The sequence below is a fragment of the Mesorhizobium muleiense genome, from assembly GCF_900099905.1.
GTDB lineage: Bacteria > Pseudomonadota > Alphaproteobacteria > Rhizobiales > Rhizobiaceae > Mesorhizobium > Mesorhizobium muleiense.
Genome location: NZ_FNEE01000011.1, coordinates 69,951 through 96,635 on the forward strand (window position 1 = coordinate 69,951; position 26,685 = coordinate 96,635).

Genomic DNA, 26,685 nt, shown 5'->3' on the forward strand with positions numbered 1-26,685 from the left:
GAACGCCATCATTGGTGGGGAGGCAGGCTCGTCTTCCAACAGTTGCCGCAGTTCCCCTGGCTCGAATGCCATCATCGGTGGGGAGGCGGGTTCATCCTCCAGCAGCTGCCGCGGCTCTTCCTCGTGCGGCAAGCGCCTCCTTAGCCGGTCTTGCAGCGCCTGCCGATCGGCAACGAGGTTGTCGAGGGGCAGCGGCTCGTGGTCTGGCCGCTGCCCTTTCACCAATCGTTCAACCAGCGCCCACGTGCCCTCCAGGACAAATACGCCGCAATCATAATGGTTCGTCTGTCTGGCCATGGGGGCTGGCGCCAAGGTGGCATTCAGCAGTCCTGCGAGCTGTTTTGCAGGCACGTCGTTATATCCCTCTCGCTGGAGGGAGTCGTAGTGATAGGCGAACCGCCTTTCCGGGTCGCGGCGATCAACGAGCAGCAGCGACCAATGGGTGCCGGGGCTAGTAGCCGTGCCATTATTCACTGGCAAGAACAGGAAGTCGGCTGTGGCGTTGTTTTGATTATAGATGGACTGCAATATGCCTCGAGCGTCTTGCGGCGACGTGTGTCGCAGTAGATGGGATACGGAAGGATCCACCAGCCGAGTCCGGGCAGCGAGCGCCGGATTGATCCCCTGCAGTTGCCCCTCCAGCAAATTGTAATCTCTCTGGATATGGGCGTCGCTCAGCCATTCGGCGGCGCCGAGCACCCGCCCCGTTGCAACGTTGGACGGGGCTGTCGGATCGAGCGCCCCGATCTGAGCCCCAGAGGAACTGGTAGTCAGTGTGGTCACATCAACCAGTGGAAGGCCGCGGTAGGTGCCTGGCAGCCTAGCGGTTGCTGGCGAGGCGGGTTGGGGAGCTCTTGCCGGTGCCGCTGGCCCAGCTTCAGCAGCGGCCCCAACGCGCCTGGTGACTGCGTCTGCCGGATGAGCAGAAAGGACAGTTTCGCGCCCGAGCACAATGCGCGGCAGGATATCCCGGAGGTGAGCCAATGCAGAACTGATACTTAGCCTATTACCATAGGAGACAGCCTTGAAGCTCTCAACATCTTTATCCAGCGATTTGTCGTGAATCCGAGCCGCAATCCCAAGCTTGTTATTTTGACGCAGGTACTGACTAAAATGTCTAAGAAAATTTGTATAGCCGCCCACGGTATCTGGATTCCGTCCGGTCGCAGGCGCTGCCAGGTACTCCTTGGTCGAAGCGGCTCTGTAATTTCTAATGAGCTCGGCATCGTCAGGATAGGGGATCACGACAGGGCGAGCCATAATCTGGGCTCCGCCTGTCGACTTCTTGAGGTAACGCAGTGCGCCAGCCACGGTGGAGGAACCACCCGTACTCTCGTACTCCTTGAGATCCTGATCCAGCGACGAATGGTAAAGCCGAGCAGCAAACCCTGGCTTGTTGTTTTGAAGGAGCCACCGACTAAAGCCGAAAAGAGAATTTACATTGTAAGTGACCGTGTTCGCTTTGGCCTTACCCGCGTGGAATGCTGCCCTCAGCCCTTCGATAGCGGTCGCATCGTTGGAATAGACAGGACGCTTGTCGGCACCGTCGGGGACTACAATTGGACGATCCGGCTGCACTGTCGAGGGCATCGACCCACCACCTCCGGGATGCGGTGCTGGGGTGGATTCGTGCTCATCCCTCTGCCTGACGAGCTGCGCCTCACATTCCGGTGTAGCCACCTTATGAGGATCCTGCATCGGTTCGATCCCCTCCATCTCCTGCTGCAACCAAGCCAAAGCTTGGCGAGCGGCCTGCGCGGCTTCATCAACCGCGGAGGATGTCTCCACACCTCTGGCGGACGCCGGCAGAGCCTGCTCCGCCCGCCGTCGAAAGAGCTCTGGCGAGGCGGATTTCTCCGCCCACAATCTGGGCTGCGTAGCGAGTCCCCGTCCAGATTTATGTGGCACCGCCTCGCTTGGCAGCGGGCTGCTCCTGTCCCGTGCAGCTACCAGCTCCTCCGGGGCGCCCTGGTCGCCGTGGCGCCAGTTCAAGTGAGGGACGGCCTCTCCAAAGTCGGGCGCTTGGTGTTGGTGCGCGGTTGGGGCGAGAGACAATGGTAGATCGGTGCCCTCCTTATAACCTACCGGCAGGAGCTCCTCTGGCCAATCGAATCCCTGCTGTGGTGCGGTATGCTGAGCAGCGTCGCCACGGGGACGAGCCTCCATGCTGACCGCGTTTTCCAGATGATTCCCGAGTATAACGCGCGGCGGGTTCTTGCGGAGATAAACCAGCGCAGATTCGATCGGAGCTCCACCATTAGAGGAGGCGGCCTTGTAGCTCTCAACATCTTTATCCAGCGATTTATCGTAAATGCGACCCGCAATTCCGAGCTTGTCATTTTGACGTAGGTAATGACTGAAATGGTTAAGAGCAGTTGCGTAGCCGCTCGCGGATCTGAAATGTCTGGTGAGCGCGGCGTCGTCAGGATGGGGGTTCAGGACAGCGCGACCCACAATCGGGCCGGCTCCGCCCATCGACTTCATCAATTGACGCAGTGCGCCAGCCACGGTGGAGGAACCACCCCTACTCTCGTACTCCTCGAGATCCTGGCTCAGCGACGGATGGTAAAGCCGAGCAGCAAGCCCTGGCTTGTTGTTTTGAAAGAGCCAACGACTAAAGCCGAAAAGAGAATTTGTGCTGCGAGTGACCGTGTCCGGCCTGGCTTTACCCGCAAGGAGTGCTGACTTCAGCCCTTCGATGGCGGTGGCATCGTTGGAATAAACAGGACGCTTGTCGGCACCGTCGGGGACCACAATTGGACGATCCGGCTGCACTGTCGAGGGCATCGACCCGTCGAGATGCGGTGCTGGGGTGTATTCGTGCTCGTCCCCCTGCATCACAAGTTGCGCCTCCCGTTCCGATGTACCCACCTGATGGGTGGGGAGTTGCATCATCACGCGAGCGCCTGAGTTGCCAACCTCACCTGGTTGCCGCTCAGTGACAGCATGCTGCAGATTGCTTTGGATCCTCTGCCTCTTCGTTGGTCTCAACTCACCTTTACCATGCGAGCCATTGACGAGGACCTCCTCGCCTGGCGCACCCATCAACTCGTCCGCCGCCTGCAGTTCGCCCAAGTGCTGCTCAAAACCGGCTTGGCCGGCCTGTCCGCTTGCTCGTGCGGTACGGCGTGCTGCACCTGCAGCCAAGCTGCCACGATGAATGTCTAGTTTGTACGGGTGCACGCTATCCTCACTTCCACAGATCACATGAGCAACCTACTCAGGCAAGCTTTCGAGAGGCTGACGAGGTCCGCCGCCGCGGAAGGCGAAGGCTGGTTTTCTGCTCAGCGGTTGACGGCCTCGCGTGTTGCGGCCGCGCCGGGTATCACGCCAATCAATCTGAATAGTCGATGCGTCAAACGAACCAGGATGGGATTTTCGTAGCGGGGCTGCTCTACTCACTCTTGTCCTGAGGGCAGAATTCAACCATATCGCCGAGCAACTGGATGCCGATTGGATACCCGATCCGGAAAGCTTCAGCTCCTATGTGACGCGATGATGAGGCCTGGTCTCGCAGCGGCATGCGTTCCGAGAGATGCTGCACCAGGTACGAGGCGACCTTATCCAACAAGGCACCACTTGCGCTGTTTTGTGGAGACGAGCGTCGGCATGCATCCATGCGGGTGCTTGAGTGGTGAAGACTCTGAACGACGGTTCCTATGGCGCTGCCGGCGCAATCAGCTGCTTGGGGACGCGTGACGCAGATCAAAGCTCCCCTTGCCGAGCACGGAGCAGGCGAGTGAGAGAGCAGATGAATAGGCGTGTCGCCAATATTTTCGCATTGCTCTAATCGATTATAGTTGTGAGGAGCAATTTGAGACCATTTACTTGCGGCTCAAGTCACCCATAAAAGAAGGCAAGCACCGATTCGGTAGCTTATCCCCTGTCTTTCGCGTACTCGCGGCCGTGGCGCCGGGTGAACGATTGAAGACCGCCGGTCTCACTCGCAGGTGGGTGCCAGGGCGTGGGGCGGTTGGCAAGCCACAGGAGTAGGACAATGTCGAAGGATTCGGGTAAGGGCGATAATCACGGCGGCGGACCGGGCAAGATCGAGATCACGGTGGTGGTGAACGGCCAGCCCACGCAGGTCGAAGCCAATCCCAACCAGCCGCTTCACGTCATTCGTACCAAAGCCCTTGAGAACACGCAGAATGTCGCCCAACCAGCCGAGAATTGGGAATTCAAGGATGAGGCCGGCAACTTGCTCGACGTCGACAAGAAGCTTGGCGATTTCGGTTTCCCGAATACTGTGACCCTGTTCCTCAGCCTGAAGGCGGGCGTCGCAGGTGCCTAAACCCCAAAGTGTGGATCCGGAGGTCTCCCGAGCGAAGTTTGATCGGGAGATCGGCCGGTTCCGGCCATATGCTGATGTCTATCGGGCTCAGGGCTGCTTCTTGATCGAGGCGACTTTTCCGCGCGCTTTCTTCATTTTCGCCAGCCCCAAGTTAAAGCCACGGGTGGTCAGCGCAGCGAGCGAGGTCGACTTCACCGACTACGACTTAAGACCACCGTCCGTGGTCTTCGTCGATCCGTTTACGCGTGATCCGATTGCCCGGAAAGATCTATACCTGAAAATGCTTAGACGTCCGCCGCTGCCCGGAACGCCGCCGGAGATGATAGGAGCTCTCATCCAGCAGAACGCCGTGCCGCTGACGGACTTCATCCAGGCCAACAGTCCCGAGGACGAACCATTCCTGTGCATGGCGGGCGTCCGGGAATACCACGACAATCCAGCCCATTCAGGTGATCCATGGCTACTTCATCGGGGTTCTGGCGAAGGCTGTTTGGCCTTCATCCTGGACAAGATCATCAAGTACGGAATCGTTCCTATAGAGCAGTTGCAGATTCAACTCCAACCGACAATCGTAGGAATGGTGGTATCCCCTCAGGCGATACAAGAATGACTGGTTTGAGAGATGTAACGATCGTGACTCTCCCGCGCGGCTGCATCTCGACCACGCATGGGCATCTGCGCTCAGTTGGTCGCGAGGGCAATGAGGGGATGGCACTTTGGGTCGGCGTTCAGGAAGACCGGCACTTTGCCGTAACAGAGACGGTTATCCCGGCGCAGCGTCACATTCGAACAAACGATGGCGTTTGCGTGATCGTTGCGGCCGAAGAACTGCACCGGCTCAATGTCTGGCTCTACAAAAGCGGCCTGAAACTCTTGGCCCAGATTCACAGCCATCCGGGCCGCGCCTACCATTCGACGACGGACGACGCTTATGCGGTTGCTACCACGGTTGGGTGTCTGTCGCTGGTGGTGCCGAATTTCGCCCGCGAGCCTTTCGATTTTGCTCGGGTCGCCGCCTATCGGCTTGACGAAAAGGCCAAATGGAATGCGCTCCCTCCCGCGGCACTGTCGCGAATGATCATGATATCGAGTTGAACAATGGCATTCGCTAACTTCATCGATCGCGCCGCCACGGCGGCATCTCAGGTCCTGGCCGATTTTCATCTGGGAGACTTCAAAGCAGCTCTTGAAAAGCAGGTCGTGGCAGTCGCCTTCGACCATCAGGCCGCTTCCTGCGCCGAAGGCCAGGCGACATTAGATCTTGCGGTGAGATTGCTCGCTAGGCTCTACCCGGTTCTGGCGATACTCCCGCTGGACAGCGCGGCGAGCTCTCAAGCCCAAGCGCTGGAGCGCTTGGCAAAGTCGATCAATCCAAAAGTCGGCATCCGGCGTTCCGGCAAGTCTGCCACCGTCTGCGTCGTTGCAGGGGTAACGCGCCCATCACTCCGGTGCCCGATCTTTTTCGTGGGATCGGACGGTTGGGCGGCAAAGCTGTCGCGTACGGACCCGGTGGGCTCTGGCCCAAGTCTGCTGCCTTATGGAGCTGGCGCCGCCAGTTGCTTCGGCGCCGCCAACGTCTTTCGAACTATCTTCGCCGCCCAGTTGACCGGCGCCGAGTTGGACGAAACCATCGACCTCTCGCTATGCAGCTACGACAAGACCAAAGCCGGGGAGGCTGGCCCGATCGACTTTCCAGTCGACCTTGGCGAAACCCACCTCGTTGGGCTCGGTGCGATAGGCCATGGCTCGCTTTGGGCGCTAGCGAGACAACCCGATCTCAAGGGTCGTCTGCATGTAATCGATCACGAAGCGATCGAACTCTCAAACCTGCAGCGCTACGCATTGGCCGGCCAGGCGGAGATTGGTATGTCCAAGGCGGTTCTTGCAGCCACCGCCCTTAGATCGACTGCCCTTGAGGTCGAGGCGCACCCTCTGACGTGGGCAGAATATGTTGCGCGCCGGGGCAATTGGGTCTTCGACCAAGTGGGTGTGGCGCTTGACACCGCCGCCGACCGTCTGGCTGTCCAAGGTGCACTGCCGCGATGGATCGCAAACGCTTGGACGCAGGAGCACGATCTCGGTATCTCCCGGCATGGTTTCGATGACGGCCAGGCTTGCCTTTGTTGCATGTACCTGCCATCCGGAAAATCCAAGGACGAGCACCAGCTGATTGCCGAGGAACTCGGAATACCGGAAGCACACGAGCAGGTGAAAACGCTCCTGCAGACCAATGCCGGAGTTCCCAACGACTTTGTAGTTCGCGTGGCTACAGCGATGGCTGTGCCGTTTGAACCGCTAGCCCCGTTTGTCGGCCAGCCCCTGCGCTCCTTTTATCAGCAGGCTATCTGCGGCGGTCTGGTGTTCCAGCTTAGCGAAGGAAGTCGCCGCGTTCGAACTGTCGTTCCGATGGCCTTTCAGTCGGTGCTTGCCGGGATTATGCTTGCCGCGGATTTGGTCAAACATAGTGCGGGGTTTCCCATGAGCCCGACGACGAGCACTCGGGTGAATCTTCTGCGCCCCCTTGGCTCTCACTTGCACGATCCGAAGGCCAAGGACTCCAGCGGCCGCTGCATCTGTAGCGACGACGATTTCATTGCCGCTTACAGGCGCAAATACGGCGAGCCCGTTGATCAGGTAAGCGATGTCTCGGCCGCCTAAGCAGACGCGCACCTCTCCGTGGACGCAGGGGGCGCGGCTTGTGGGCGTGACCATGGGCGCCATTATGACACGCTTGGCCCGCTCCTTTGCCCGCCTATCGTCCTCCGCGCATGATCCCTGACACCTCCTTGCCGACGTGATGATCCAGCACCAGCCGCCATGGCACCAGAGGCTGGTCAAACCTCCGTTGTTGGCCGGTTTGGACAGTGCTGCATCAGGTCTCGACCGACGTCTCGACAGTCAGGGCTGCTTCGACGGGTGTGAAGATGTCAACATCGACCCCAGGCGCCCGAATCGTCACAATCAGGGCGTACCGAGCCAGAGCGTCGACGCGTTCCAGGTAAGGCTTCTCCTTCCACCAGCCCCCGACCGGGAACACGCCGATCGCGTCACGCTCGGCGAGATCGGCGGCGCTGCCCGACCAGAAATCGGCGTGCAACGAGCCGCGATCGCGGAAGGTGCCGAGCAGCCACTCTTCTCCGCCTCCAGCAGGCGCCCCTTCCTCCTCGTCCCGAGCGGCCTGATTGATGCGGGCTCGGAATTCGTCGACTGTCTCGGTCGCTGACTTTACTCTGAACCGAAGACCATGGGACGCGTAACGATGCCGGCGGGTCCATCCGCGTTCACCGGGGTTGGGTTCGATGAAATAGGACAGCGTGACGCGGAGCTCGACCTGGGCAGCGCCGAGCGCCGCGAGCTGCTCCTTCGGCCAAGGCAGGCGATGCAGCTTCATGTCACGCGTTTTGGCAGCCGCGCCGCCCTCGCGCTGGAAAGGCTGAAGCTCATCTTCAACGATAAGCGTGAGGTCGTTCACCGTTGACAGAAGCGCGCGCCCAAGATCTGGCACGCCATAACCATAGCGCCGCACGAGCGCCTGGATCTCGCCCTTCGCTCCGTTGCACGCATCGATGCGTGCGCGCATCGCCGGAGTCCATTCGGCCGAGTGGACGATCAGGGCGCGAACCGTTTCAGGCCACAGCTCGGGGCGCGCTGATAGAATTAGTCCCGCCATCCGTGCGGCATGGGCCGTTGCCGCGCTCGTATCTCCGAGGGTGGTGAAGTGGCGCAGTTCGGGTCGATAGAAAGTGGTCAATATCTGCAGATCGTCGATCGGCTCGCCAGGCAACACACCGTCATGGGCGAGATTGCCGCCTTCGAAGACGACCTCGGGCTTCACCGGCCACTGCCTGTCCCAAACGACCGAAGTGCGACTGCGCGGCGAGAGCTCGCCGACCGGCGCGATCGGAGCGTAGCCCGCAAAGTCGGTGTCAATGATATCGACCTTTTCTGTGAAAGCGCCGACCGTCAGCGCATTCCAGGCCTGAGAAGGATCATCGACTGCTTCCAGATCGTTGCGCGTCAAATGCTCGGCCGGCATGAGGTCATCGCCGATGTTGCCGGCAGAGAGAACGATCAAGCGTCGCTGTTCCTCTTCGAAACAGAGTTGGTCGATAGCGGCAGACCACGATGTGGGCCTTCCACGCGCCGGACTGGCGCTTGTCACAGCCATTGCGATCGCGCGGCGGCGCTCCGGCGCCTGCACCTCGGCGCGGGCGATCGCTTCCGCGGTGATCGCGCCATAGAGTTCTGGATCGTTTGCCTCGTCTTCTGGCGGAAGGATACGAACACTCTCCAGCCGAAAGGGCAATGGAACTGGATCGCCTCCGACCAGGAGCGGGACCAGATCACCGTACAGGCCGACACCTGCCATTCGCGTCCCGTGGCCGCTCCACGCAGGTGTGTCGTCGCTGCCCCATGCCGGTTTGACGGTGTGCCAGTCTTCAACGGCAAGTGCGGGTTCGATCAACGGGTGGGTGCGACGCACGCCGCTGTCGAGAATGCAGACCGCAATATCGGTTGAGGCGGTCTGACGCGCCCGAGAAGCTCGTCGCTCCAGTCCCTTTGCTCCGCGCCGCCAAGGCCCATGAAGAAGGACGGCGTATCCTTCGCGCGCCGCAGCTCGGCGACGACATCGCTGTGCGCAATCATGCGGTCGAGCATTGCCGTGCTGGCGAGTGCCAGCATGACCACCCGCTCCGGAAACCTGACCGCATGCGTGCGCAAAGTGATGTTCAGGGCTTCGGCAATGTGCTCGAAGTTCTCGCGGCGACCGTCGCGCAGCCAGACTTCCCACCACACCTGCTCGTCAGCGGCCTGGGGGAAGAGGTCGTCGTGGTCGGTAAACAACGATCGTGCAGTCGCCAGCCTGACTGTCTCCATGCGGGAGACGAGCGGCTCGTTGCGCGGTCTGCCGCGGTCAGTGTCAACGTCTCGATACGCCTCGACTTTCCGCAAATAATAGGCTTGCGCGCTTTGCGGCAGGAACACCGACGCTGTGATGGGAGCACCGGGTTGAGTTGGCTCATGGACGGCGACCAGCTCCATGTGCTGGCGACGATCGGCCAACTGGTCGAGGGCCGCCCGTCCGGACATGGGCAGATCGATCTCGAGATAAAAGCCAGGCGTGCCGACCGACAGCTGGGGGTCACGCGCCGCAATCTGCTGGCGTGCACTTTCGACCGCTTGTTCGATGGATTGCGTCAAGGCCGCAGCATGCGACGCCCGATCACGCGCCGGCAGCGGCGGTGCATGTATAAGTTGGTTGGGCCGCCGATAGGCTTCCCGAATGCCGTTGTTGCGAAGGTGGATATGGGCGCGGTCGCGCGGAAAATCGTCTGCCATTATGATCTGTGCTGTCGCTACTCAGACAGCGAAGCCTGCCGGCGTTCCTTCAGAGCGTCGATGAGCGCTTCCGAGGTGATCCGCCCCCCCCCGCAATATGATGGTTTTTGCAGCGTCGTCGGCCGCGCGGGTGATCTCGGCCTGCGACAGTCTCTCTGCCTGAGAGATCGCCTCGTTCCAGGCAAGCCCTCTGGTGTCGAAGCGGTCGAGTCGAGCCCGAAGCAGCGCCTCGATAATCGGCCGATCGGGCACGGCGTATTCGATGACATCGTCGAAACGGCGGAACAAAGCTCTGTCGAGCAGCTCGGGATGATTTGTTGCCGCAATAATCAGGCTGTGGCTGTCGTCTTGCTCGAGAAACTGCAGAAACGAATTCAGCACGCGCCGAATCTCGCCAACATCCTGGCGTTCGCCTCGACGCGCGCCGATGGCATCGAATTCGTCAAAGAAGTAGACGCCCCGCGTCGCCTGCATTGCATCAAAAACAAGCCGCAGCTTTCCGGCAGTCTCTCCCATGAACTTGGTGATCAAACCATCGAGGACGATCGTGAAAAGGGGCAGATGAAGCTCCCCGGCCAATGCCGATGCGGTCATCGTCTTGCCTGATCCTGGCGGGCCGACCAGAAGCAGTTTGCGACGGGGAACAAGCCCGTGCTCGCGCAAGCTTGCTTGTTGGCGCTGCTCTCCCAGCACGCGGTGCAGGCGCGAGCGCAGACTGTCCGGCAAAATCATGTCGGTCAGTCGCAGGTCCGGATAGCGCACATGCAGGAGCCCTGCGAGCTCGCCCTTTGGCTGAAAAAGGGGAACCGGCCGACTGCTCTTGGCAATCCGGGCGTCCCTGCTCTTGGCTGCGTCGACCAGATCCTTGAGCTCCTGAGCAAGCTTCCATGGCCTTGACGTGCCTCATGCGCAGCAAGCTGCATCGCGATAGAGAGGAAACGATCCTCGTCGCCGGCAATGTGGCTTTTAAGCAGCGTCACGATATGGCGGGCCGTGGTCATGGCTCTCTTCTGGGGTATCCGTTTACTTGGCGAAGCGCATGCAACCTAAACGCTTTCAACGGCGATTTGTATCGCGCAATGGTGTTTTTTCTCTTGTCGATGTTCGCCCGTGGCAACTTCAGCGGTGAACTGTTGCGCCGCGGTCATAGGCCAGCCGGAATAACGCCGGCCAGCAGACAACAGTCCGCATCTTCGAGCGCTCGAAGTCTGGCCACTCACGCAGCGTGTCGGGTCCGAACGCTCCAAAGCCGCCCCGCCTGGCAGGTCCATGCGACCGATTGCGGGCGTGCGGCCATAAGGTCTACGCGGGCTCGCATGGCTGCCCGCGCCGCTGGCTAAAAAAGCTGTACACCATCTCACGAAACACCAGGTCCGCTCCTTTGCCGGCCGACGGTCCATGAAATCCCCTCCCCACTCACGACACCGGAGACCTCCTTGCCCACATGGCGCTCAAGCACCGGCCGCCATGGCACCAGCGTGAACTCGCGCGACTTCTCAACGACGGCATATTTTCCGCTGGCAAGCTCGACGGAGCGGCGGAGCGTACCCTCTACTCGTCCTCCGGATCGCGCTTCGGCATAGGGCAGGCCAAGTTCCTCCGACAGTTGGCCAGCAACACGGTTCAGTTCTCGCTGGCGCAGGATCGAAAGCATGTTGGCTCGATAGACGATCCGATCCTGTTCTTCATGCGCGAGGCCTTGCGCGATCAGCCACTCCCGCCGGCGAGCTTGCGCCTCTCTCACGTCGCAGCCGAAGCCGGATCCGTGCAAAGGCTCGGGTCTATCGGCAACCAGCTCCCGGTCGAGCCAGGTGGTGCCGTTGAAGCTGACCTGTCGCTCCAGCGCCATTGAGGAGAGCTTGTCGACAACGACAGGCTCGGCCCTGGCCCGCTGGCCCTCATAATTCGCGACGCGATCGAGATGGTCCGGCGCGATGAGCCAGGTGCCGTTCGGCTCTCGCTCAACGCCGCCGGTCGCGCGGCGGATCGCCTCCAGCCGCCGCACATGCGTTCGCGCAAAGCTCTCGGTGGCGGATGGGTCATGCTTCAGGTGGATATCGACGTCGTAACGGCCGCCATTCGCGGCGGCGATTTCGGCGATGGTACGATCGACCCGCCTCGGCTCGGTGTTCCTTGGCGCGACACGCACGATGCAGCCATTAGGCATCGTTTCCATCGCCTCGCCTCTACCGATGTCGATCCAATGGCTCTTACCGTCGACGGCGTCGACGATCATGTAGTGGCGGTCATTGATCTCGTCGGCCAGTCCACGCGCGACAACGCGACCGACGAGAGACTGGGCGGGCTCGCCGGCTCGATCGTGGATCACCCAGTCGGCGGCACTGCGTGCAAGCCCCTTGCCGGCCAGTTCGCGGTGCATGGTCTTGATGATGTCGCCGCGTTCGCCGGTGCGGCGCAGCGTGGCTTCGAGCTCATCGTCGAGGCGCCAGGAGCCAGCGCCGACCTCCGCGGCCAGACCCATCCGCTCGAGCTTGCGCAGCCGTCCCTGGTGCAGCGTCTGGCGAATGGCGTCGGGACCGCCCGGCGAGACCAGCCCGTCATCATCACGCATGCTGAGCAGCCGACGGTCGATGCTGGTGAAGCGTTCCTGCTCCATTTCCCGGCGCAGGCGAAGCTCAATCTCGCGGTCGGTTCGCGGACCGAGATCGAGGCTGACCAGCTCGGCCGCCCGCTCGCGGATGCCAGATGAGATATATTCGCGCGCGATGACCAGGTTCTCGCCACGGTCGTCCCTGCCTCGGACGATGATGTGGCTGTGCGGGTGGCCGGTGTTGAAATGATCAACCGCGACCCAGTCGAGCTTCGTGCCGAGGTCTTCCTGCATCTGCGCCATGAGCCGCCGCGTCAGCGCCTTCAGGTCTTCATACTCGATGCCGTCTTCGGCAGCGACGATGAAGCGGAATTGGTGGCGGTCGCCGTCCGCGCGATCGATGAACGCCTTGCCGTCGACGCGGTCGCTGTCGGCGCCGTAGAGCTCGCCAGGCGCACCTTCTCGGGTGACGCCGTCACGCTGAAGATAGCGTAGATGGGCACGCGCCCCGTCCGCGCCCTTGCCGGCGAGCTTGACGATCCGCGCCTTGACGATCACCCGGCGCTGGCGGAAGGCGGCATACCGGTCGCGCGATTTCAGCAGCGCCGCAGCCGCCCCGCCGCGCCCTGTCCGGCTGCCCGTGAAGCGACCGCCGGGCTGGGGCTGGCCGCCGGCTCGGTGGACGGCTGCCCGGACTTGACCGGCATAGCGTTTGCCTGCCTTCGAGCCGCGCGACCCGATTTTGCCGAGCTTCGGCCTGAACTCGTCATCCTTCATGCGAGCCTCCCAGACATATCAAGCAAAATCAGACACTTACACGTCCAACCCTCTTGGCACCGGCGGCAGCCTCCTGGAAAAACGATGTGCAGACAAAGATTTAACCGCCTCCTGGAGGCGGTACCTTTATCTTGCCTTACGCGCCCAGCCCCGCCAGACGCGCCCCCGTCCGCCCATGGCTAACGCACCGGCTCCTTCGGCTGCGCGCCGTCCTTGCCGAGCGGCACGAAGAGATCGCCGTTTCGCACGCCTGAGTGAACACCGTCATGAATGAAGAACAGCGACCGTCCGAGAGGAGCGATTTGCGCCTTTGGAGCGACAGATTGGCTTTCGAACGCCTCGATGTCGGCCGCCGAAACTCCGGCCGCCTTGAGTTGGTCGAGGTACTCGACGGTCTCTTCTGGCAGCGGTTTGCCACGCTTCAAATGCTCGTCGTAGCGCTCGGGACCGGCATTGTAGGCGCCAAACAGGCCAGGAAATCCGAAGCGGTCATACATGGCGCTGAGATAGGCCGTGCCGGCCAGGATATTGTCGCGCGGATCGTGGGGGTTAGGCCCAAGGCCGTGTTCGACCCGCATCTCCTCATAGGTGCCGGGCATCACCTGCATGAGGCCCATGGCGCCAGCGGGGGAGGTGATGGGGCGGCCGCCGCGCATTGTCTTGCCGCCGCTTTCGGCAGCCATGACGGCATAGATCCAGGCTTGGGGAATATGGAAGCGCCGGCTTGCTTCCGATACCAACGTCTGCCACTTTCGCAGCTGCGGACTTTGGGAGATGGCGACCGGCTCAGCGCCGGTCGAGGCGGAACAGGCGCATGGCGCAATGGCGATCATGCCCAACAAGAGGAGGGTCACTCGGTCCATAGCGGTACGAGCCTCCCGATGACATTTTGAGTGGGAACAGGCCCGAAATAGCGGCTGTCGAAGGAGCGGTTTTTGTCGCTGCCGAGCAGGAAAACCTCGTTATCCCCGAGCGCTCGGCAGCCGTTCCACCATGGCAAAGGTCGGCCTTCGGCGTCGATTTTGAGCCGGCGCGCGACGATGTCGCCGCCGATGATGATGGCGTCATTGAAGGCGCAGACATTATCGTCCGGCAGCGCTGCAAGACGTTTTGCCAGCGGCACATTGCGAGGCAGATAGCTGCGCTCGGCGGCGAGATACGCCGCGTATTCAGGCGGGCGCACGAGCACGAGATCGCCACGCGCCAGCGCTCCCGCAGCGATGCGGTAAAGGCCGATCGGCGCGCTGGCCGAGGCGTTCCAGACCAGCCAAGGGGTGGGCTTTCCCAGCGCCGTGAAGCCCAAAAGACCGAGACCGGCCGCGGCCAAGGCGACCGTCTTACGGGCTCGAACACGCCTCAGGCGGCTGCCGATCAGATGGATGGAAGGGCGCCGCCTCATGAACGGCCTCCCGTGCCGCCCTGGCCGGAACCGGCCTTGCCATCGCCGGCGGTGGAGTGCTGCGGGTGTCCTTTCGACCAATGGTCGAGTTCGTCGATGTGATAGCGGACATAGCGGCCGTGCTTGCGGAATTTCGGGCCGCCGCCCTTGAGCCGCATCTTTTCGAGCGTGCGCTGGGAGAGCCCGATATAGAAGGCGGCTTGGGCTGTGCTGAGAAACGGGCTGCCCTTTTTCGCGCGGGCCGCGCGTTCGTTTTCGTCGTCCATGATGATCCTCGTTTCGCTTCGGACAAGCGAGGGCGAGGATGGGCGAGGGAGATCGTCTCGGGGACGGGCGAAGAGTCGGGGGAGAGTTTTCGCCGCCCTTTAGGGCGGACGGGGTTTGGGTGGAACTCCTGGGAATGAGCCCCGCGCCGGGGCTGCGGCGCGAGGCTCTATCTCGGCCGGTCAGTCGGCCGGGTTCCAGATGATGGCGTAGGTGTCGTGATCGTCCTGGCCGGCGGCGCGGCCGAGATTGGCGTAGAGCTTGCGCGGTCCGAACTCCGGCGCTGCAATCGACAGGCTCACATAATCCTTGCCGGAAGTCTCGCCGGTGCGGATCCAGCCGGCGCCAACTTCGACTCCTTGCGTAAGCACCCGGAAGTCGGGATGGTTGTCGGCGCTCTTGGCCTGGTTGGGGACGATATCGATGTCGGCGCGGACGCTGAGCGTCTTGAGCTGGCCCTTGTAGGCGCCGTTTTCCTGCTTGTTGACGTAACCGATCGCGGTCATTTCGAAGTCTCCTTTTGTGGTTTCGCCGGGGACCATCCCCTGCGATGGCGCACCGTAATGGGCGCGTCAGGACCGCCTGAATCCGACAGGGCCGCAGCGACAGCGAAGGATCCGAGCGGGCAGCTTTTTTGTGAGCGAAGCGGCGCGAGGAAGCCGCCGCAGGCGGCGGGGAAAAAAGCTGATGGCGAGGGTTTCGGGCGGCCGGACCCGCCCATAGGTCGACAAGCCAGCCGCAGGGATGGTCCTTGGAGAGAGCATGGAGACCGCTCGCCAAGTGCGGTCTTTCAGCCAAGCAGGACGCCGGGATGAAACGGCCTGCAAAGATGCTGCGCCCTTATGCCGGATCGAGATCGTGCCAGCGGGTCGGGCGCCAGAGCAGACATCCGGCATGGTGCGATCTATGAAAGCAGGGCTCGCCAGCGGGAATTTGATACGCGAAGGGGCCAAAGCAAGGCTGGATGAGAAGCCGGTGCTACCTGCAGGTCCAGTGTCATGTGGCGGCGCTCGGGAAACCGCTACGCAACGTGACGCGCTCTTATGAGGCGAACAGACCGGCCCCAAAACCGATCGACCGGTGGTCGGCGCGAAACGCGTCATGCCTGTCCGAAAGCTGACAGTGGCAGAAGACGCATGTCGGGTTCCGCACAATTGACCATGCTGGATTTGTGAGGTTTTCAGGGAGAGCCATGCGTTCACTACCCAGTGAGCTTTGGCACGGCATTTGCACTTGAGATGTGGCAACACGGATCGAAGGTTGACTGCATGCACAAGCGCGAGATGAGCAATGCTCTCCTTTCCTGGAGGCTTGGCAGCAGATTCGATTGTGACGTTGCGAGGAGCTTCAGCCGCTCGCGGCGGAAGTGATCTCAAATCTGAAGGCACCGTTGGGGCCGCAGCCATCAAACACATCTTTCTCTTTTTCGCAGCTCGTCATCAACGCGATGCGGACTTCTTCGCGTCGACGGCGGCCGAAGGTGGAGAAGGGCTCGACTTGCAAAAAGGAGTTGTCAATGACGTCTTACGTTCGCACCAACAGCCCGGCGCAGGTGCGCTCACTGTCCACCTTTGGCAAGCATCTGCAAAGGAGCGTGCTGACGGCGACGCTGCTTGCCGCGGCTTCGACGGGAAGTGAAGCGCAGCCCTATGTTCGTGCTGACGGCAGCACGACTGACGACTTGGAAGCGGCGCGCGCAAGTTGGCGTCATGACGCCGAATTCAATGGAAATGTGGGGCTCGCAGCCATCAACGCGGATGCGCGTATGCGTTGGGTTCCACCGGGGAGGGGGCCAGAGCTCCTCGCCTGCCCTCGTCCGTCTTGACGAGTGCCCGCTTACAGCCTACCTCACTATCGCGTTAGCACTCGTCCATCGCGAGTGCTAACAAAAACCCCTCAACATCCGCACCAGGGAAAAATCCGAAAATGGCAAAGTCGAAGTTCCGCCCGCTGCATGACCGCGTGGTCGTTCGCCGGGTCGAATCCGAATCCAAGACCGCTGGCGGGATCATCATCCCGGATACGGCAAAGGAAAAGCCGCAGGAAGGCGAGATCATCGCCGTTGGTTCCGGCGCCCGTGACGAAGCCGGCAAGCTCGTCCCACTGGACGTCAAGGCCGGCGATCGCATCCTGTTCGGCAAGTGGTCGGGCACCGAAGTCAAGCTCAATGGCGAAGACCTTCTGATCATGAAGGAATCCGACATCATGGGCATCATCGGCTCATATCAGGCCCTTTCGTCAACTGAATTCCCGGGCTCGATTGAAGCCCCTGCCAGGAGCTAAAAATGGCTGCCAAAGACGTAAAATTCTCCCGCGATGCCCGCGAGCGCATGCTGCGCGGCGTCAACATCCTCGCCGACGCGGTGAAGGTCACGCTCGGCCCCAAGGGCCGCAACGTCGTCATCGACAAGTCGTTCGGCGCCCCGCGCATCACCAAGGACGGCGTCACCGTCGCCAAGGAAATCGAGCTTGAGGACAAGTTCGAGAACATGGGCGCGCAGATGGTCCGCGAAGTTGCTTCGAAGACCAACGACATCGCCGGCGACGGCACCACGACCGCGACCGTTCTGGCGCAGTCGATCGTCCAGGAAGGCCACAAGGCGGTTGCCGCCGGCATGAACCCGATGGACCTGAAGCGCGGCATCGACCTCGCGGTAACCGACGTCGTTGCGACGCTGATCAAGAACGCCAAGAAGATCAAGACCTCCGAAGAGGTTGCCCAGGTCGGCACCATCGCCGGCAACGGCGATGCTTCGGTCGGCAAGATGATCGCCGAAGCAATGCAGAAGGTCGGCAACGAAGGCGTCATCACGGTTGAGGAAGCCAAGACCGCCGAGACCGAACTCGAAGTCGTCGAAGGCATGCAGTTCGACCGCGGCTACCTCTCGCCCTACTTCGTCACCAACGCCGACAAGATGGTTGCCGAGCTCGAGGACGTCTACATCCTCCTGCACGAGAAGAAGCTGTCCAACCTCCAGGCCATGCTGCCGGTTCTCGAAGCCGTCGTGCAGACCTCGAAGCCGCTGCTCATCATCTCGGAAGACGTCGAAGGCGAGGCTCTGGCCACGCTGGTCGTCAACAAGCTGCGTGGCGGCCTGAAGATCGCCGCCGTCAAGGCGCCGGGCTTCGGTGATCGCCGCAAGGCCATGCTGGAAGACATCGCCATCCTCACCGGTGGCCAGGTCATCTCGGAAGACCTCGGCATCAAGCTCGAGAATGTCGGCCTCAACATGCTCGGCCGCGCCAAGAAGGTGTCGATCTCCAAGGAGAACACCACCATCGTCGACGGCGCCGGCAAGAAGGCCGAGATCCAGGGCCGCGTTGCCCAGATCAAGCAGCAGATCGAAGAGACCACTTCGGACTACGACAAGGAGAAGCTGCAGGAACGTCTGGCCAAGCTCGCCGGCGGCGTTGCGGTGATCCGCGTCGGCGGTGCGACGGAAGTCGAAGTCAAGGAAAAGAAGGACCGCGTCGATGACGCCCTCAACGCGACCCGCGCGGCCGTCGAAGAAGGCATCGTTGCTGGTGGTGGCGTCGCGCTGCTGCGCGCTTCGGCCAACATCAAGGCCACCGGCGTCAATGCCGACCAGGCCGCCGGCATCAACATCGTTCGTCGTGCGCTGCAGGCTCCGGCCCGCCAGATCGCGGCCAACGCCGGTGCGGAAGCATCGATCGTTGCCGGCAAGATCCTTGAGAACAAGGGCGCGACCTTCGGCTACAACGCCCAGACCGGCGAATATGGCGACATGATCGCCATGGGCATCGTCGATCCGGTCAAGGTTGTCCGCACCGCTCTCCAGGACGCGGCCTCGGTGGCCGGCCTGCTGGTCACCACCGAAGCCATGATCGCGGAGGCTCCGAAGAAGGAGTCGGCTGGCGGCGGCGGCATGCCTGGCGGCATGGGTGGCGGCGGCATGGGCGGCATGGGCGGCATGGGCGGTATGGATTTCTAATCCAGCTCTGGCAGCTTTCGCAACGAGGGGCGGCAGCAATGCCGCCCTTTTTTTGCGAACCTCGATCCGATAAACGATCGGCGCCAACGCCGGCCATGTTAGCGCAACCTCAAAAGAACTGTCGAGTTGGTTGCGCGGCTTTTGCGTCATCAGAGGCGCAAGGCGGCCGCGTGTGATGATTGCGCGCTTCCATAGGCGGTTTCGGCATGTGCCTCGCCTTCGACATCGGCATTGCGGCCAAGCAGGAAATCGGCGGCTTTCGAGGCATGGCTTGCGGCGCGGAAGATGGCGCGGTTGTCCTCGCGCAAAACCGTCAGCCATGAGCCGATGTAGTCGGCATGGCGCACGGTCGGCTCGATGCCGAGACTGCTGCAGATGAAGGCTGATGCGATTTCGGCGACCAGTTCCTCGCGCGCATAGGTGTTGGACCCGAAGGAGCCGGACAGGTCGCGCGCGAGTCGCGTCGGGTGGCCGGTCCAGTGGCCAAGCTCGTGAAAGCAGGTCCGGTAATAGTCGATCTGGTGGAAGAAAGCCGGCTGCGGCGGCACCTGTATGGTGTCGCTGCCGGGCATGTAGAAGGCGCGCTCGCCGCCGATGCGAAAATCAGCGCCGGTTGCATGAATGAGCGCCTCGGCCTGCGGGACCATCTCGCGCTCAGGCAGAGGCTCGCCGGCGGCATAAAGATGTTCGGGCAGATTATCGCACTGCGCGACATTGAAGACGGTAAAGCGCTTCAGGAAGGGCACCGCCTGCGGTTCGTCGCCATCGGTGTCGGCGCGTTGCTTTTCGTTCTTGGGAACAAAGCGGTCAGCGTGAACGATGGTGGTGCCGTGCTCACCCTTCCTGACATTGCCACCTAGGGAAAGCGCCTGCCGGAAGGTGAGCCAGTTCTGGCTGGGGAAACCGCGATCGATGACCCCGCCCCACAGGATCAGGATATTGATGCCGGAATATCGGCGCTGGGTGGCCGCATTCCGCGGCAGGCCGAGGCCTGTCCTTGCCCTGCCCCACGGCTTGACCCATGGCACGGTGCCGCGCTCCAGTTCGGCAATGATGCGGTCGGTGATTTCCTGATAAAGGCTGGCGCCGGTGCGCCCGCCACTCTCTGCGCCAGCCTGTCGGCTGCCGCAACGTTTGTTGTTTGCACGCATCGTGATGTCCTCCGCTCTTCAATCGCGCCCTCCCCGGAAGCGGGGTGGGCGGCGAAAGCGACCGGAAAGGCCCGACGTCGGAGGCGGACTGCATCCGCAGGACCGGAACGGAGTGGAGGACCCGAAGCGAAAGCGAAGGGTTGCGGGACGCCGCGGCGGACCTAGAAGGGAGTGCTGCCCGCCCTGCGCCACCGGGGAAGGCCACGATAAAAACGACGCCGGCCGACAGGCCGGCGACCGTCAGCAGCCGAAGGCTGCCCCGCGCCAGGGGGCGAAGCCGCAGGGCCAAGACCGCCTGAGCATGGCGAAGATAAGCGGGCTCGGTTCACGAGCACCCGGCCAGCGCCTTCAGGCGCGGGCGCTCAGGATTGTTGTTGGCGCCCACGGCAGCTGGATGACCGCAACAAGATGCCGAGGAGCAACAGCAAAGCCAGCTGCCACAAACGGCACGCTCCGGCAACAACAGCGTGGCCGATCTACAGATGCTGCCCCGCACGAGAGCCTGCACGCTTTGAGCGCGCATCGGCGAGCAAGCGTTGCAAGCTGGCCATGTCGACCAGGTGGGCGATCACTATATCGCCGACCACCAACGCGGGCGTACGGTCGATGTGCAGACCTTTCGCGAGTGCGCGGACGCGCGCAAGTTCATCTGCGATGGCCGGATCTTGCATTCCCGCTTGAGCTGCTCCACGTCAAGGCCCACACGCGCTGCGATCTTGAGAGTGATCCTTTCAATGATCCAACTGGGGGAAGTCATAAGGGCGCGGTGGAATTCGTCGAACTTTCCCTGTTTTCTCGAGGCGAGTGCGATTGGGAATCCGGTCCCAGGACCGGGAACCGTCTGATCACAAGCTTCAGATTGGGATCATTCTTGAAGGCTTTTTGGTAGTTGAGATCTGCCAGTCTGCAATGCGGACAGTTGTGGTAGTCATTGAATATGACCAGAACGGCATCGCCTTGCGGGTTGCCGGCGATTGGCGAAGGGGGTCGTTGTCGAATGCGCCGCTCCACTTTTGCCTGTCGATCGACCACGCCTGCCGGTGCAGGTTCGCGCTATATTGGCTCGCCAGCACGGCGAGGAGTAAAAGAAGAGCTGCGACAGTGATGGCAGTCGGCTTAGACATGAGTCTCCAATCCATGGACGGCGTGGCAGCAACGGCCCGCCTTTTGGTGTAAAATGCTTTTGATCGAGCCCCGCACTTGCCACAGGGCGCAGTCGCGAGGGCGCACAGCTATAGATGCCGGTGCGCTCTGGCGGTTTCTGGAAAGATGGCCTTGCGCCATCGGGCCCACCCCACCCAGCTGAGCGTCGTTCGCGCGGGCCGGGCAACCGCGACCGCCATTCACCACGCCGGGCGACTGACCGTCCGCCCGGCAGAGCGCTGAAGGGTCCCCGGACCTTCCGGGTTGCCGGCGATTTGGCGAAGCGGGGTCGTTGACGAGTGCGCCGCTCCACTTTTGACTGTCCATTGGCACGACTGCATGGGCGGGGGCGGCCTTTCCCGCGGCGGGTGCGCGCTATTATGGCTCGCCAGCACGGAAAGCAGCACGGCGAGGAGAAAAAGGAGAACCGCGAGAGTGGTGGCCGTTGTCTTAGACATGAGGCTCCAATCCATGGACGGCGTGGCAGCAACGGCCCGCCTTTTCGGTGTAAAATGGGTCGCTTTTGATCGTGCCCCGCAGTTGCTACAGGCGCACAGGTGCGGGTGCGATCTGGCGGTTTCTCAAATACGGCTTTGCGCCATCGGGCCCACCCCAATAGCTGAGCGTCGTTCGCGCGGGGAACTGCGTTCACCACGCCGGGCGACTTGACCGTCCACCGCCAGAGCGCTGAACGGTCCGCTAGTGAGGCGCTCCCCGAATCGTCGTTTATCCCGCTCGCCCCAGACCGGGCGACAGCCAGCGTTGCCGCTACGCTGCGGAGAAATATCGTCAGCGCGTGGCATTCGGACATAAGCTGATCGACGCCAAGAATAAGACCCACGGAGGTGACCGGTGCGGCCGGAACAAGAAAGAGCGTTGCAGCCATTGTGACGAGGCCTGCACCGGTAATGCGGGTTGTTCCGTTCGAAGGGAACAATGCGACGAACAGCATGAGGATCCGGCAGCCGATCGGCAGATCAGTTTTCGTCGTCTGGGCGATGAAGAGGGCGGCGAGCATCATATTCGTGCCGTCCAGATTGAATGGAATGAGACCCACGACCGAATGCGTGGCGCCGGCCTTTTCCATCTTCTCCATGAGCGAGGGCAGCGCGGCCTCCGAGGAGGACGTTGCGAGCAGCAGCTCGTCCTTGATGTATCGGACGAGAGAGAAGATCGAGCGGCCGTTGTAGCGGCAGACCGCGCCGAACAGGACCGAGAAGAACAAGACTTGCAGGATGTCGCCTTCCGCGAAGGCACTGGCAATCGTTGACGGGATGATGTTCATCAGGAAGCTGGTCACGGACTGCTCGTGAGCCGTGGCCACATAGCCCTTAACGGCTTGGACATCGAGCGAGGCCGGATCGATGTTGAGGCCGGCGCCAGGCTGAACGATATTCGCGACAATCAGTCCGACAACGAGTGCAAGTGTCGAGAAGGTGAGGAAATAAACCATCGCCTTGGCGGCAACTCGGCCGACCTTCTGCAGATCGCTCATGCCGGCAATGCCGGTCGCTATTGCCAGGAAGATGACAGGTACGGTGATTATCTTGACGACATCGACGAAGGCATCGCCGAGCGGCTTCAGGCTCTGGCCGGTCTCCAAATGGAAATAGCCGATTGCAGCACCCAGGATTATGGCGGCAAGCATCTGCACGTAGGCCCGGGCAAAATGGCGCTTGCGGGCCGCTGCGTTCGCTATGGGGACTTGTGGAACCAACACCGTTTCTCTCCTTGACCGGATCGGGGTGGGGCTCCTCCTTCTCCCATGCAGTGCTCCGGTCGAACGCTGCGCCCACTTCGGCGCAAGCGATGTGCCAAATAGCAAAGAGGGGAAAACGCGCAGGACCTCTCACGCAGTGCTTGTTCGCTCTCCCGCACTCGCGCTGCGGTTGCCAGTCAACTATGGAAGGGTCCGTTCTTGGGAATTCCAAAGGTCGCTCTTTGCTTCGGCGCAGCTTGGCTGGCTGGAAGGTTCCCTGTTTGCCTTGGGGTCTGGGACCTGCGTCCAGATGGTCAACATTTTCCTGCGCGCCGCACGGGGCTCCAAAGATTCAATCGAGGACGGGCCCTCTTCGAAAACGGCGGCAGCGTTGGTCAAGCCCTTCCACCCTGCTGTCCCACCAAGGGTGTTCAGAAGCTCAGTTCACGATTAAGCGATGGATCAGCGTCATCTGGCGTTTGCGCCATCGCGGCGGCGTTGCAAGGGGTCTGCCAAGGATGAGCAAGCCGCGAGGCAGGGCCCGAGACCTAGACTCCATCCTCATCAACAGCGCTCGGCTCGCGTTAGGAATGTTCGAACCGCAGCACGATCAGGTGGCCACACCGTTGGTCGGAACCGGAACCCGACGAATGATCGTTCGTGACCGACATCTGTGAACAAGCAGTGTGTGTCATTGCAATCACCACCCATTGCGCGCAATTGCCCATATGGCCGTGAATGAACTGGATTTGGTGATTTTCCAGATGGCGGTGGAAAGCGTCCGCTTGCTCTCTTCAAGCTTTGATGAGAAGGCGGCTGAGATAGCCACGAGGAGCCGTGGTAGCCTTCTTTTCGACGTGCGGGTTGACGGTGACCTGGAGGTCCAGCGAGTCGCAGCCATTGGATATCCAGGCGACAAGATCGGTGTGGTGGCATTGGACCGAGAGGGCCTTGTTAGCTGCTGTTGCCTTGTCAATGGCACCTTCTCACCTTTCATTGCACCATTGGAGAACTGGACCAGCATGCCCCTGTCCATGCAGGCCCAGATCGATGTCACAGGCTATGCGAGGCTCCTTCTGGCCGCCCTGCGAAATGCTGGACATATGCTGGGCAGGTAGCATCACCGATGATGTCTGTGATGAGATGGTGCAGACGGCTGGATGAGGCGATCGCTTGCCGGCAGCTTTGGCCGCCAAGCGATCGGTGAGTTCGCAATGCTGGACACGTCCTGTAGACTCTGCCAGTTAAGTTAGCGGACAACCATCTGACGAATGCCCGATCTGACAGTCTGGACGGCGCGGCATGCCCTCCTAGGAATGCAGCCGTGGTTCTACTCCCTCGGCTGTTTTTGCGTCGAAGGCGACGGGCACACCGTGAACGATGGACGTCGCCGCCACCAATTCCTCAACTCGCGATCGGTCGCTTTGCACGCCGGCATAAGCGTTCGAATGGCGCGGATCGCCTGGGCGGTGGAGAGGAACCGGGCCTTGCCTCTGGACAGAACATAGGCTTCGGCGGCTTTTTCACCCGCCTCCCTGAAACTCTGACTGACACGATCTAGGACGGGAGTTCGGCAGCCTTCAAGCCTATGTCCGATACCGGACAATCAGGCAGCGGTGGCCAGGCCGAAATAACGTTGCTCCTCCTCGCCGTAAGCGCCATGCGTGAGTTCCATCAATCCGACGCGGTCGATAATCGTGACCTCGCCGCGCTTGGCACGGACAAGTCCTCGATATTCAAGCATTTGCAGGGCCGTGGTGACCCCGGGACGGCGGGCGCCGAGCATGGTCGCCAGAAATTCATGCGTCAGGTAGATCTTGTCTCCGTCAGAGCGGTCATGGATCATCAGCAACCAGCGGGCCAGCCGTTCCTCGATTTTGGAGTGGCCATTGACCAGTGCCGTCCGGGACGACTGGACAAGGAACGCGTGGGCATAGTCCAGCACTGACGTGCGCAGCGACGGGCTTTCCGCAACCGCAGGACGAATGATTTCAACCGGCAGGCGCCAGCCATTGCCTGCGACCTGGATATAGGTCTCGTTGGAAGAGCTGTCCTGTCCGAGAATGAGGGCAATTCCTGTCATCCCGTCATATCCGATAATGCCGACTTCACATTGCCGTCCGCCGGTCATGGTGGCGACCACCGAGGCGATGCCCCTCTCGGGAAAATATCCATTCCTGATCGGCTGATGCGCGATCTCCAACTGAGCCTTGATGTCCAGTTCGACGCGATGCAGCGATGGTCGCAACAGCGCGAAGTCCTCCGGCGAAAGGGATTTCAGCACCCGGTTGCGAAAAAGGGATTCGGGCAAGGCTCTCTCTCATGCGGGCAAGAGCGCGTACCTCTTACTGTCGGCTGCATCCGAAGTAACTGACGGCCGATGCCAAGCATAGGCTTCGAAACGCGCGATTGCAAAGCCCTGTCGGGGCAGTGCAGCCATGCTAGAAGTCGCGCGGCCTTACGATAGGCGCGGATGACATGATTCCCTTCTGCGGCCACCAAGAACGGCTCGGGCACGCTTTAATCATTCATACACAAGCTCGCAGGAATGTAAGCGGCGGAACAGTCGGGTGATTCGTGCCGCCCTGCCCTTTCAGAAATCAAGTCATTGGACGTCAATTCGGGCTGGAACGCCTCGTCGCGGAACGGCACAGGAAACGCAGCCGGATCAGCAATGGTGGTTCACCTTATGTGCGGTCCGGATGTGCGGTCCGGCGGCTCATCGCCCAATGGCTTGTCGAGGGGAAGTGGAACTCGTCATGTCGCCGCGAACCGTCACCGCGCTAAGCGGCGCTTTTGAAGACGCCGGTGTTTTCTTTGTGGAACTGAAACTGTGAGGTGATTGATGCATGACTCAAACATTTGCGTATTTCCGCTGCATCGGCGACGCACATTGGTCGAAAGTATCGCCCAGGCCCTCGAGACCAAGAACGGCGAGGCGGCGAGTGCGTTCTGGCGCTGTGCTGCCAAGAAAATGCTCATTCAATTGTCCGATGTAGGAATTGCGCCAGAGTTCGCTGCGCAGGAGGTTGGAAGGCTTCTTCATGCGGTCTTGGACGATATGGCCAACCGAACGGTAATGCACATAGCATAGGCTTGGGCGCTGTTGGATCGCGCGTCAGCTCGGGTCCTTATCGGGGGACTGCTCCGACTGGCCGACGGTCCGGCCAAACCGGCATACCGGCAAAGGTTTGAGGTTGGGATCGCTCACGGCGGCCGGTCCAATATTCCAAGGCGATCTCAGAAGCCACATTGGCTTCTTTCCAAGCGGACGGGCGCCACTTTGGCGTGCTCACGCTGGACTGCGGGTTGCGCCTACGGAAATCCGAAGTCCGGCCGCGCGAGTCGATCGACCGGAACAGTCGAATGCTCGTGGGGCCGGGTCCGCTCAGCTTGACGGCGGGCGGTGGCGGCCGTGAGCAGACTTAACCCAGGTCACGGCTGACCATCCGCAGGCGCTATGCCGATTGGACGAGAACTGGTTGCCACAACACCGGCCCGTTCAGGCGTCCCCTCCAGCGGATGCGCAAGAGACTGGCGTAGGAAATCTCGAGGAAGCCGGCGACTGCCTCGGTGTTGCCGACCTGCTGGGGCTGTCCGATACGTGACAACGGCCAGGTCGCGAGACGAAGGATCCTTTCGATGCGCGTATCTGTCACCGTTACGATCCCGGAGAGATTGTTGGCCAAGCCGAATTCGATGATGCCCGCGAAGAGCTCGTAGGTTGCTTGTGCCAGGCCGCCAGCAGCCTTCGGCGCTGTCGCAGGGAGATCGAGCGCGAAACGACTACTCTCCCAGATATCGGCACTCGCAGGGACCACCATCTCATCCAGCAGCGCCGGAAACGTATCGCGCAACATAGTCGGTCCGGTGGTCGGCAAAAGGCGGACGCAGCCGCAAGTTCGCCAATCGGACCCCTTGAGAAGTAGGTAGACGGGGTTCAGGCTGTCAAACGGGTCCGTTTCCATTTCGCCTTCGGTCTGCACTTCCCAATCGAGCCGCTTCTTGAAAACCCGATACCTAAGCCCGTGCATTTCCCTGAGTTCGCTCGCGAACTCGGCGTAGCAGTCGGGTGTTATCAGCTGCATCATTGTCGTCTCCGTGCGGGATGTGT

18 protein-coding genes and 4 pseudogenes are annotated in these 26,685 nt (G+C 61.4%); 9 read left to right on the top strand and 13 right to left on the bottom strand.

Translation table 11 applies throughout. The features are described from left to right. Positions 1-3,075: Ulp1 family isopeptidase (locus BLT09_RS19525; protein WP_244529103.1), on the bottom strand; the 3,075-nt coding region annotated here is incomplete at its 3' end. Positions 3,076-3,997: 922 nt separating this feature from the next. On the opposite strand from BLT09_RS19525, the gene BLT09_RS19530 reads away from it, so the two are divergent. The 4 genes from BLT09_RS19530 to BLT09_RS19545 are packed head-to-tail and all read left to right on the top strand — an operon-like array spanning position 3,998 to position 6,952. Then, positions 3,998-4,294: a DUF2604 domain-containing protein gene (locus BLT09_RS19530; RefSeq protein ID WP_024505654.1), complete on the top strand. Its 297-nt coding sequence runs from the start codon at positions 3,998-4,000 to the stop codon at positions 4,292-4,294. A 10-nt stretch (positions 4,295-4,304) separates the two neighbouring features. Further along, positions 4,305-4,904 (top strand): putative metal-binding protein, encoded by a 600-nt coding sequence (locus BLT09_RS19535; protein WP_370453329.1) that lies wholly within the window; start codon positions 4,305-4,307, stop codon positions 4,902-4,904. Beyond that, positions 4,901-5,389, top strand: coding sequence for a Mov34/MPN/PAD-1 family protein (locus BLT09_RS19540; RefSeq protein WP_091595801.1), 489 nt, complete (start codon positions 4,901-4,903; stop codon positions 5,387-5,389). Before BLT09_RS19535 ends, BLT09_RS19540 begins: the two co-directional genes overlap by 4 nt. Positions 5,390-5,392: 3 nt before the next feature. Beyond that, on the top strand, positions 5,393-6,952 hold the full coding sequence (locus BLT09_RS19545) for an E2 ligase fold family C protein (protein ID WP_091595803.1): 1,560 nt from the start codon (positions 5,393-5,395) through the stop codon (positions 6,950-6,952). A 214-nt stretch (positions 6,953-7,166) separates the two neighbouring features. Here the strand turns inward: BLT09_RS19545 and BLT09_RS19550 are convergent. From BLT09_RS19550 to BLT09_RS19580, 7 genes and pseudogenes are all read right to left on the bottom strand, one after another. Next, positions 7,167-9,634: pseudogene (locus tag BLT09_RS19550) on the bottom strand (S8 family peptidase). Between the two features lie 17 nt (positions 9,635-9,651). Next, positions 9,652-10,635, bottom strand: a pseudogene (locus BLT09_RS19555) (AAA family ATPase). Between the two features lie 356 nt (positions 10,636-10,991). After that, the gene (gene rlxS, locus BLT09_RS19560; RefSeq protein ID WP_091595805.1) at positions 10,992-12,962 is read right to left on the bottom strand and encodes a relaxase/mobilization nuclease RlxS; all 1,971 of its coding nucleotides are present in this window, start codon (positions 12,960-12,962) and stop codon (positions 10,992-10,994) included. 179 nt (positions 12,963-13,141) lie between these two features. Further along, positions 13,142-13,825 (bottom strand): lytic transglycosylase domain-containing protein, encoded by a 684-nt coding sequence (locus tag BLT09_RS19565; protein ID WP_024505647.1) that lies wholly within the window; start codon positions 13,823-13,825, stop codon positions 13,142-13,144. Further along, on the bottom strand, positions 13,813-14,361 hold the full coding sequence (locus tag BLT09_RS19570) for a S26 family signal peptidase (RefSeq protein ID WP_029354919.1): 549 nt from the start codon (positions 14,359-14,361) through the stop codon (positions 13,813-13,815). The genes BLT09_RS19565 and BLT09_RS19570 overlap by 13 nt, the downstream gene beginning before the upstream one ends. Continuing rightward, the gene (locus BLT09_RS19575; protein ID WP_029354917.1) at positions 14,358-14,627 is read right to left on the bottom strand and encodes a helix-turn-helix transcriptional regulator; all 270 of its coding nucleotides are present in this window, start codon (positions 14,625-14,627) and stop codon (positions 14,358-14,360) included. Before BLT09_RS19575 ends, BLT09_RS19570 begins: the two co-directional genes overlap by 4 nt. Positions 14,628-14,807: 180 nt before the next feature. Then, complete coding sequence (locus tag BLT09_RS19580) at positions 14,808-15,131, bottom strand: DUF736 domain-containing protein (protein ID WP_029354915.1); 324 nt, start codon at positions 15,129-15,131, stop codon at positions 14,808-14,810. A 1,010-nt stretch (positions 15,132-16,141) separates the two neighbouring features. Between BLT09_RS19580 and BLT09_RS33770 the strand changes: the two genes are divergently transcribed. The 3 genes and pseudogenes from BLT09_RS33770 (at position 16,142) to groL (ending at position 18,578) form a co-directional block, all read left to right on the top strand. Further along, positions 16,142-16,450 carry a hypothetical protein gene (locus tag BLT09_RS33770; protein ID WP_126089903.1) on the top strand — a complete coding sequence of 103 codons (309 nt, stop codon included), beginning with the start codon at positions 16,142-16,144 and terminating at the stop codon, positions 16,448-16,450. A 101-nt stretch (positions 16,451-16,551) separates the two neighbouring features. Next, positions 16,552-16,845: pseudogene (gene groES, locus BLT09_RS19585) on the top strand (co-chaperone GroES); the annotation flags it as partial. A gap of 65 nt (positions 16,846-16,910) precedes the next feature. Then, a complete protein-coding gene (groL, locus tag BLT09_RS19590) occupies positions 16,911-18,578 on the top strand; it encodes a chaperonin GroEL (RefSeq protein ID WP_091595807.1) in 1,668 nt (555 codons plus the stop codon). A 149-nt stretch (positions 18,579-18,727) separates the two neighbouring features. Here groL and BLT09_RS19595 read toward each other — a convergent pair whose 3' ends face one another. The 3 genes and pseudogenes from BLT09_RS19595 to BLT09_RS34975 all read right to left on the bottom strand — a co-directional run. After that, complete coding sequence (locus BLT09_RS19595) at positions 18,728-19,729, bottom strand: ArdC family protein (RefSeq protein ID WP_051695374.1); 1,002 nt, start codon at positions 19,727-19,729, stop codon at positions 18,728-18,730. Between the two features lie 476 nt (positions 19,730-20,205). After that, positions 20,206-20,400, bottom strand: coding sequence for a thioredoxin domain-containing protein (locus BLT09_RS34965; protein ID WP_051695369.1), 195 nt, complete (start codon positions 20,398-20,400; stop codon positions 20,206-20,208). Between the two features lie 1,217 nt (positions 20,401-21,617). Beyond that, positions 21,618-22,592, bottom strand: a pseudogene (locus BLT09_RS34975) (cation:dicarboxylate symporter family transporter); the annotation flags it as partial. Between the two features lie 707 nt (positions 22,593-23,299). On the opposite strand from BLT09_RS34975, the gene BLT09_RS19610 reads away from it, so the two are divergent. Next, entirely contained in the window at positions 23,300-23,689 is a 390-nt protein-coding gene (locus BLT09_RS19610) for a hypothetical protein (protein ID WP_029354905.1), read from the top strand. 488 nt (positions 23,690-24,177) lie between these two features. Here BLT09_RS19610 and BLT09_RS19620 read toward each other — a convergent pair whose 3' ends face one another. After that, positions 24,178-24,882 (bottom strand): Crp/Fnr family transcriptional regulator, encoded by a 705-nt coding sequence (locus tag BLT09_RS19620; protein WP_029354903.1) that lies wholly within the window; start codon positions 24,880-24,882, stop codon positions 24,178-24,180. 534 nt (positions 24,883-25,416) lie between these two features. On the opposite strand from BLT09_RS19620, the gene BLT09_RS34980 reads away from it, so the two are divergent. Beyond that, positions 25,417-25,665: a DUF6074 family protein gene (locus BLT09_RS34980; protein WP_029354901.1), complete on the top strand. Its 249-nt coding sequence runs from the start codon at positions 25,417-25,419 to the stop codon at positions 25,663-25,665. A 364-nt stretch (positions 25,666-26,029) separates the two neighbouring features. On the opposite strand, the gene BLT09_RS19630 is transcribed toward BLT09_RS34980, so the two are convergent. Continuing rightward, a complete protein-coding gene (locus BLT09_RS19630; protein WP_029354900.1) occupies positions 26,030-26,662 on the bottom strand; it encodes an acyl-homoserine-lactone synthase in 633 nt (210 codons plus the stop codon). Between the last annotated feature and the right edge of the window lie 23 nt (positions 26,663-26,685).

Excerpts from the sequence above, each read along its gene's own strand:
- BLT09_RS19610 (WP_029354905.1), top strand. The coding sequence starts at position 23,300 with ATGGCCGTGAATGAACTGGATTTGGTGATTTTCCAGATGGCGGTGGAA.
- BLT09_RS19570 (WP_029354919.1), bottom strand. The coding sequence starts at position 14,361 with ATGAGGCGGCGCCCTTCCATCCATCTGATCGGCAGCCGCCTGAGGCGT.
- BLT09_RS33770 (WP_126089903.1), top strand. The coding sequence starts at position 16,142 with ATGACGTCTTACGTTCGCACCAACAGCCCGGCGCAGGTGCGCTCACTG.
- BLT09_RS19630 (WP_029354900.1), bottom strand. The coding sequence starts at position 26,662 with ATGATGCAGCTGATAACACCCGACTGCTACGCCGAGTTCGCGAGCGAA.
- BLT09_RS19545 (WP_091595803.1), top strand. The coding sequence starts at position 5,393 with ATGGCATTCGCTAACTTCATCGATCGCGCCGCCACGGCGGCATCTCAG.
- BLT09_RS19575 (WP_029354917.1), bottom strand. The coding sequence starts at position 14,627 with ATGGACGACGAAAACGAACGCGCGGCCCGCGCGAAAAAGGGCAGCCCG.
- BLT09_RS34965 (WP_051695369.1), bottom strand. The coding sequence starts at position 20,400 with ATGCAAGATCCGGCCATCGCAGATGAACTTGCGCGCGTCCGCGCACTC.
- groL (WP_091595807.1), top strand. The coding sequence starts at position 16,911 with ATGGCTGCCAAAGACGTAAAATTCTCCCGCGATGCCCGCGAGCGCATG.
- rlxS (WP_091595805.1), bottom strand. The coding sequence starts at position 12,962 with ATGAAGGATGACGAGTTCAGGCCGAAGCTCGGCAAAATCGGGTCGCGC.
- BLT09_RS19595 (WP_051695374.1), bottom strand. The coding sequence starts at position 19,729 with ATGCGTGCAAACAACAAACGTTGCGGCAGCCGACAGGCTGGCGCAGAG.
- BLT09_RS34980 (WP_029354901.1), top strand. The coding sequence starts at position 25,417 with ATGCATGACTCAAACATTTGCGTATTTCCGCTGCATCGGCGACGCACA.
- BLT09_RS19530 (WP_024505654.1), top strand. The coding sequence starts at position 3,998 with ATGTCGAAGGATTCGGGTAAGGGCGATAATCACGGCGGCGGACCGGGC.
- BLT09_RS19540 (WP_091595801.1), top strand. The coding sequence starts at position 4,901 with ATGACTGGTTTGAGAGATGTAACGATCGTGACTCTCCCGCGCGGCTGC.
- BLT09_RS19565 (WP_024505647.1), bottom strand. The coding sequence starts at position 13,825 with ATGGACCGAGTGACCCTCCTCTTGTTGGGCATGATCGCCATTGCGCCA.
- BLT09_RS19580 (WP_029354915.1), bottom strand. The coding sequence starts at position 15,131 with ATGACCGCGATCGGTTACGTCAACAAGCAGGAAAACGGCGCCTACAAG.